General features: G+C 68.5%; 5 protein-coding genes. 2 read left to right on the forward strand and 3 right to left on the reverse strand.

Going from position 1 to position 7,232, the window contains the following annotated elements; genetic code table 11:
* Positions 1 to 76 precede the first annotated feature (76 nt).
* Entirely contained in the window at positions 77 to 1,234 is a 1,158-nt protein-coding gene (locus tag AB0J04_RS44720; protein ID WP_363174469.1) for an MDR family MFS transporter, read from the reverse strand.
* Between the two features lie 94 nt (positions 1,235 to 1,328).
* Between AB0J04_RS44720 and AB0J04_RS44725 the strand changes: the two genes are divergently transcribed.
* A complete protein-coding gene (locus tag AB0J04_RS44725) occupies positions 1,329 to 1,982 on the forward strand; it encodes a TetR/AcrR family transcriptional regulator (RefSeq protein WP_363174470.1) in 654 nt (217 codons plus the stop codon).
* A 1,064-nt stretch (positions 1,983 to 3,046) separates the two neighbouring features.
* Here the strand turns inward: AB0J04_RS44725 and AB0J04_RS44730 are convergent.
* Positions 3,047 to 3,493 carry a hypothetical protein gene (locus AB0J04_RS44730; protein WP_363174471.1) on the reverse strand — a complete coding sequence of 149 codons (447 nt, stop codon included), beginning with the start codon at positions 3,491 to 3,493 and terminating at the stop codon, positions 3,047 to 3,049.
* Positions 3,494 to 4,606: 1,113 nt separating this feature from the next.
* Between AB0J04_RS44730 and AB0J04_RS44735 the strand changes: the two genes are divergently transcribed.
* Entirely contained in the window at positions 4,607 to 4,969 is a 363-nt protein-coding gene (locus tag AB0J04_RS44735) for a methyltransferase (RefSeq protein ID WP_363174472.1), read from the forward strand.
* A gap of 317 nt (positions 4,970 to 5,286) precedes the next feature.
* On the opposite strand, the gene AB0J04_RS44740 is transcribed toward AB0J04_RS44735, so the two are convergent.
* Complete coding sequence (locus AB0J04_RS44740; RefSeq protein WP_363174473.1) at positions 5,287 to 6,402, reverse strand: peptidoglycan recognition family protein; 1,116 nt, start codon at positions 6,400 to 6,402, stop codon at positions 5,287 to 5,289.
* Positions 6,403 to 7,232: the final 830 nt, after the last annotated feature.

Raw genomic sequence — 7,232 nt, forward strand, 5'->3', positions numbered from 1 at the left:
CGGGCGAGTATACCCTCATCACCATAAATGACTCCTTCTGGCCGGTCCCCTGCGGGGCCGGATCGAAGGTGTCCACCTACAAGGGGGAAGCCCCGGCCATGTTGGCGGCGCTGAGTCCCGCGCCGCGAATGACGAGCGCGGCAGCAAGGATGAGGCCGTTGGCATGTCGGCCGCCGTAGGCGAAGGGAAGGGTCCCCAGCGCGGTGAGGGCGATGCCGACCAGGACGACTGGGCGGGGCCCGATGCGGTCGGTGACGCTGCCCGCCCCGCGGGCGAGGAGGCTGCCCAGGCCCTGCGGGGCCAGCAGCAGGCCGGCGGCGACCACGCTCCGACCGCGTAGCTGCTCGTAGTAGAGAGGCAGCAGCAGCATCGCGCCGAACATCGCCAGCCCGGACAGGAAGAGCAGGGCAGAGGATGCGGCGAACGAGCGGGTGGTGAACAGCCGCAGGTCGATGAGTGGATCTGCGTCATGGAGGGCGTGACGGACGAATGCCGCCGTTAAGAGCGCTCCGGCAGTCAACGGAACGACGACGGTGACGCGGTCGAAACCGCTGCGGGTGCCGATCTGTGTCAGGCCGTAGAGCAGGGCGGCCAGCGCGGGCGAGAGCAGCAGCAGGCCGGTCAGGTCGAGGCGACTGTCGTGCCGCGCCGGGTCGGCCGGCAGGCGCCGCCAGGCCAGCAGTGCGGCCGGCAGGCAGACGGGGGCGTTGACGTAGAAGATCCACCGCCAGTTGAGGTGATCGGTGATCAGGCCGCCGATGACCGGTCCGAAGATCGGGCCTGCCAAGGCCGGCACGGTGACGACCGCCATCAACCGTCCGATCGAGCGGCCGCCGGCGGCCCGCATGAGCAGGGTTTGCAGGACCGGCAGCATCAGCCCGCCGCCGACGCCCTGCACCAGCCTGAAGACGATCAGCGAGCCGATGTCCCAGGCGATGCCGCAGAGCATGGATCCGGCCAGGAACAGCAGCAGCGAGACCAGCCACATGCGCTTGGCTCCGAAGCGCTCCACCGTCCACGCGGTGAGAGGTATGGCCATTGCCAGGGCCAGCAGATAGCCGGTGCTCACCCACTGGATCGTGGACACCGGCGCGTTGAGTTCGTTGCCGAGCGTGTGGATGGCGACGTTCACGATGGTGCTGTCCAGTAGCGGTGCCATCGCACCGAGAACCAGGATCCCGGCGAGTTTGAGCAGGGTCGGGTCCAGCCGCTCCGCACGGCTTGCCGTGGGCATGTCTGCTCCCCCATTCAGTTAAGAGACGAATCGTCTCTATGGGGCACGGTAGCCTTGCACAACAAGAGACGCAAGGTCTCTAAAGGAGAGTGGGATGTCACCGCAGACCGGCGATCGCTCCGGTACACAGCGCCGTCGCGGTGCTGAGCTGGAGGCTTCGATCCTTGAGGCGGCGTGGGAAGAGCTGGCCGCTGTCGGATACTCCCGGCTGACGATGGAGGGCGTCGCCGCCCGCGCCCGGACCGGCAAGCAGGTCCTCTACCGCCGCTGGCGCAACCGGGCGGAGCTCGTCATCGCAGCCATGCGCCACAACACCGGCTCCATCATCGACCAGATCCCCGACACCGGCGATTTGCGCGGCGATGTCCTGGCCGTGCTGGGGAGGATGGCTCGACGCCACCGTGATGTCGCCCCGGACATCATCCACGGCCTCATGGCCGACGCACCCGACCTCGACCCCGTCACCCTCACCATCATGAGCGGCGTGATGACCACCGTCCTCAAGCGGGCCGCCGAGCGTGGCGAGATCGCGTCCGCCGAGCTTAGCCCTCGCGTCATCACATTGCCCGCCAACCTCCTGCGGCACGAGATGCTCCTCACTCGCCACCCCATCTCCGACCAGGTCCTCACCGAAATCGTCGACGAGGTGTTCCTCCCCCTGGTCCATGCCACGGCAGGCAGTTCGACCGGCGAGACGCTGCCGCCGACATCGCCGCACCGGGCCGACATCGAGCCTCAAATCCGTTGAGTGTCGGAGTGGTTGGGATTCAAGAGCCCTCTGAGTGCGGTCGGCTTCGTCTGGCCGGCCCGGCAGTCGCCGAGGCAGCCCGCAGTCTGGAGGTCTTCGGGGGCGAACCCGCGTCCAGGACACCGTGGTCCTCAGCCACTGGCCTGCCGGAACGCTGCCCTCACCAGGGAGAACACTGATCCCCGGCGGCTGGATCGCGGAGCGGCGGGCGGACGGGTTCCGCATCCGTCGTCCTATGGGCCGTGGCAGAATGCCGACATGGTTCTGATCCGAAAGGGCGATGCCGCGTAGGCGTCCGAAGGCCGTACGCGCCGAGCGGTGGCGGCCACCCAAGTGCATGCCGATCCGTAGGATCCCAGGCGTATCAGCTCGAACTCGGGCAGCGGTACGACGTGTTGAGGCCGAGCACCTCTGGCCGGGCGCAGTCGCTGATGCCCTCAGCCGGTTCGAGTGGGCTTTCAAGCAGCCTGGGCGGTATCTGACCGGACCTGGTGAGAGTCCCGGCATCGAGATTGAGGACGGCCGTGACGACCTGGAAGTAGCGCTGCAGTATCTGCCCAGAGGAGCCCGAGCAGATCTGGGCAGCGTGGTGGAGCGGATCGACCTGGAGTTCGAACGTCGCACGCTTCCCAACCCGGGTTGGGTGAGTGGCTGGACGGCGGGGCGCTGGTGGTGGTGGCGTATTCGGGAACGGTGACGCCGCGTCAAGGGGCCGGGGCGATATGTGGGCCTAGTTGCCGGCCGCCGGGCACAGCCGGCGGTCGGCCTTGACTGTGGGGTGGTCGGCGTCGGCCGGCCGACGATTTCGCGCAGCCCGACGTCGCGCTGCTGCCTCTGTCGGGATTTTCGCGATGCCCCGCCCCGTGAGGGACGAGGCGTCCACCGCCCGCCGGTGGAGGCCTCCGCCTTCGTCCTGGGGGGGAGAGGGGTGGGTGGGCATCCGGTACGCACGGCCCGTCTCCGGCAGCCCCGGCCTGTCAGATCCCCTGGTTCGGCTGTCCGCACTGATTCGATCAAGGAGCAGGGCAGTTTCGATCAAGGAGCAGGGCGGTGGGGATGGAGCGTCACCAGTACCGGGGTGTCGTGTCACGCCACTCCGGCGGCCCGCCATCGCCGTGCAGCCGGATCTCGCCGTCGTCGCCGACGTAGCCCTCGTAGCGAAGGTGTCCGTGGAATGCGTGGTCCGCGCCGACCGACGCGGCCACGTCCCGTAGCCGGCTGTCGACCTCGGCACGCGCGACACCTTGCGCGTTCACCCGGAGGTGTCTGACGGCCCGCGGACGGCCCTGCTCGTCGGTGCCTGCGTCATCGTCCGGGACGAACTCCCAGCTCGCCTGGGAGGCCGCCGCTGCGGGCTCCGGCCCGGCCGCCCCATGCGGCGCGGCGTCGAGCCTGCCCCGGAACGCGTCCTGGTCGGTCAGGTTCCACAACTGTGTCACCGGGACCGGAGGGCGCAGCTCAATCGTCCCCCAGACGCTGTATTCGGGGCTTCTTCCTTCTTCGTTGCCCATGGGACGCCCCTCTGCGGAATCTCCGGCGGCCGCCGGCGCCTGGTTCACCTGCTGTCGTGACGGCGAATCGTTCACGACCCCGAGTTTATCGTCATATCGACGATAAAAGAAAGGCGGGATCCCTTCCCGGCGCGGTCCCCACGGTTCCGTCCAGACTTCAGGACCGGACGTCCCGCGCAGTCCTGTCGTCGCGCAGCCTCAGGGCGCGCACCGGATGCCGGTACGGGCCAGGGTCCACGGTGGTGTCGACGTCGATCTGAGACTTTTCGGCGCGTGCGCGGCGCCGGTGACCGCGCCGATGACTTCCTCCGATGTCGTGCAGGTGCAACGCGCGGGCCTGGCCCAAGACGGCTCTGATCACGTGCAGATCCCGCGATGAGTCAGCACGTCCCCAGCGAGTCCATGCCGCCGGGTTCCGCGGGCGCTGCGGCTGCTGCGGTCAGTGGGGCGGCGAACCTGCTCGGAAGGCCAGAGGTGGAAGCCGCGAGCGTTGTTGGCCCATTCGGGCTGGCTGAGCCCTGTGGAGGATCTTCGGATGACGCTCCGACTGCGCGCCGTCCGCGCGCGCTCGACTGGCTGCTGGTGACACGGCTGATCACCGCGCGGGCGTCCTGGCTCGAAGGCATGGTCCTGATCGTCACCGTTCTACCGGCGGCGGCGATTCTGCGGGGCATGCATCACATCGTGGCACACCCTTGCTCGGTGGCGTCTCGTTGTCGTTCCATCAGGTTGGCACTGAGGTACAAGTGCCCGCTTGTGGTGATCTCCCCAAGGCGAGTGGGCCAGCTACCACTTCCTCCCCTTTCTTGAGAGGTGTCGACCACCATGACTGATGTGACTGGTACAACCTATGTGGCTGACACGACTGACACGCCTGGCACGAGGTGGCCGAGCGCGTCGGCAGTCATCCGCAGACCACGTACCGACTGATGCGCGCGGCTTCTTCGTCGGGCCTGCTGAGCCACGAGGGGCAGCAGCGCTTCGGTCTCACCGGGCGAAGCCGACTGCTGCGTTCGGATGTGCCCGGTTCTCTGCGCTCCTTGATTCTGGCCCAGACCAGCCACGGCGGGACGCCGGCGCCACTGGCAGTCCTCGGCCCACTTTCCCGAGGCTGTGCGACAAGGAAGCAGCCAGACCGAGAAGGCGCTGGGAGCGGACCTTTTCGAGTACTTCGCGCGGCCGGAGAACTCTGCGGAAGCAGCACTTTTCGCTCAGTCGATGGGAGACGTATTCGGCCTGGTGACACAGGGCGCCGTGGCCGCGGTCTCCACCGACGGCGTGTTCACCGTTGTCGACGTCGGCGGTGCGCACGGTGATTTCGTCCTGGCGCTGGTGGAAGCCGACCTCGAGCTGAGTGGGCAGGTCCTGGATCTGCCGCACGCCGTCGACGGTGCGTGCGCCGAAGCCGAGAAGCGTGGCTTGTCCGACCGCTTCTCCGCGGTGGCGGGCGACTTCTCGCCACCCTGTCCGACATGACCGTGCTCACCATGACGAACGGCAGGGAACGCGACCTGACCGAGTTCGACGCCCTTTTCACAGCCGCGGGTTGGCGCCGCTCGAAGATAGGTACCCCGTCGGCGGCGGCTACTTCGGTATGGAGCTCGTCGCCATTTGATTCGCATGGTGTGACCGGTCCGGGGTTTCCCGGGCCGTTGACGCTCCTGCAACGGGCGGGGCGTGGCCCATGACGGGCGCGTGACGCCGCCGGCGGTCGAGGAGACCGCCGGCGGCGTCGGCCCGGTGTCTCACTGGCCGCCCCGCCCGGCTGACAGCCCGGCAGTCCGGTTCGACCGTCAGACGTGGGGCTGCAACAGCTTCGCTGCGACGTCCTTGCGCAGGGCGGGAAGGTCGCCGTACAGCGTGGTGCCGGGGCACTCGGTGGTGAGCCAGTCACGGTGACCGCTGATCATCTGGACGTCCTTGCGTACGCCGTTGACCGGGTTGACGAAGGTGACGGCGGCCTCGGGACTGAAATTGTGGTAGATGGACAGCGCGGCCAGCAGCCGGGTGAGTGACTGGCGGGCCGCGGCCGTCGGGGGCTGTTCGTTCGAGTTGCCGAGCAGGGCGATGCCGAGGTTGCCCGAGTTGTAGCCGGAGGCATGGAAGGCGGTCACCATCTTCCCGCTCGCGTCATGGGCGGGGATGCCGTCCGTGCCCGAGTAACGGCCCTCGTAGACGAGGCCGGCCTCGTCGATCAGGTAGTGGTAGCCGATGTCGCCCCAGTCGTTCGTGATCGCGTGGAGGTAGTAGTACGCCCGGATGGTGGCCGCCGGGTCCGGGTCGCCGTTGACGCCCGCTGTGTGATGCACGGTCATCGTCTGGGCCGGGTAGTAGGTCTGCGGCGAGTTCTCAGTGCCGTCCGCCTTGAAGCGGAGGGACTCGTCGGCGCCCCACCCGGCCCGGGTGATGTACTCGACGCCTGCGATCCGCCCCGTCTTCGCGGCCGTGGCGACCTCCTTGGACGGCCCGTTGACCGTGTCGATGGCGGTGGAACGCACGTCGGTCGCGCCGTCCGGCAGCTGCAGCTCGTACCCGGCGGCCCCGCCGGCCGGCACCAGCACGCTCACGTTCTTCGCCGGGTCCCCGGCATCCCCGTCGGCTCCGGCCCCGCAGACCGGTTGCAGCGCCGTCCACGTGCCACGGCTGCCGTCCTGGCCCACCAGCCGGATGCTCGCGCCCCGCCTGGGCCCGGTCCAGCTGACGCCGACGTGCTCCACGGGGAAGTCGGCCTGTACGGTCCGCGCGGCGTTACCGGTGACGGACTTGGCACGCGTACGCGGCACACGGACCGTACGCGCGCCCGAAGTGGTTGTGGCGGGGGTGGTCGCACCGATCGCCGGCACGGCTGTCAGGCCGGCGGCGACGCCGGCCGTGGCACCGGCCGCCATGAGGACGGCACGACGGTTCAAGAGAAGCTTCTTGCGCACAGTGGATCCTTTCAAGTGGCGCAGAACGAGGGGAACTTGCCGTCCCTGACCGCCCACGGATCGCATGCCGGGCGGGTCGCAGGGAGGCGGACAGAAAGCGTTCTCCCTCAGCGCTGACACTTTATACGAGTCAGAACACACGGTGTCACACGCTGGTGTGACATCCCGTCAGTGACCTGTCGGCTCTGCTCGCGGTGCCGACGTAACAGCCCACGGGCGGCGTTCAGCCGCAGCAACTGCTCACTGCCGTCATCGGAACGGCATCGCCATCGCCAGGCTCACCACGTCGACCCGTTCGTCGGCGTCCCGCGTGCGGGCGTCAATCAGTTCGCCCAGTCCTCGGGACTGCGCGCCAGGAGCTGCTCGCTGTAGGGGAACCGGTGCAGGACGTGCCCGCCCGGGGTGGTGGGCGCCGGGTTCAGGCACGGGGCCGGGCGACGACGGAAGCTGGCAGGCGGTGGCGACGTCGTGCATCTCGCAGCGCCCGGAGCTTCCTTGGCAAGGTCACTCATCGGAAGGAACTGCATCAGGGCGAACACGCGGCCACCCGTCACAGGGCCACACGCGGCCTGACCGGTGTCGATGTAGACGAGATCAATGTGGCCGGGCCCATCGCCGCGGCGAGTGTCGCGGCGCCGTCTGATGATCGTCCGCGCACACATGCCCAGGCTGCCGCCCGAAGCAGGGCGGCGCTCCACCGCGTCCGATGTGTGCTGTGTCTCATTCGTGGGCTGTTACGGCGGACCGGCGGCCGGTGTCTCCATGCCGAGTCCACCACAGCACGAGGAGACATCATGAACGCGAACGTCGAG

The organism is Streptomyces sp. NPDC050263, assembly GCF_040655955.1.
Lineage (GTDB): Bacteria > Actinomycetota > Actinomycetes > Streptomycetales > Streptomycetaceae > Streptomyces.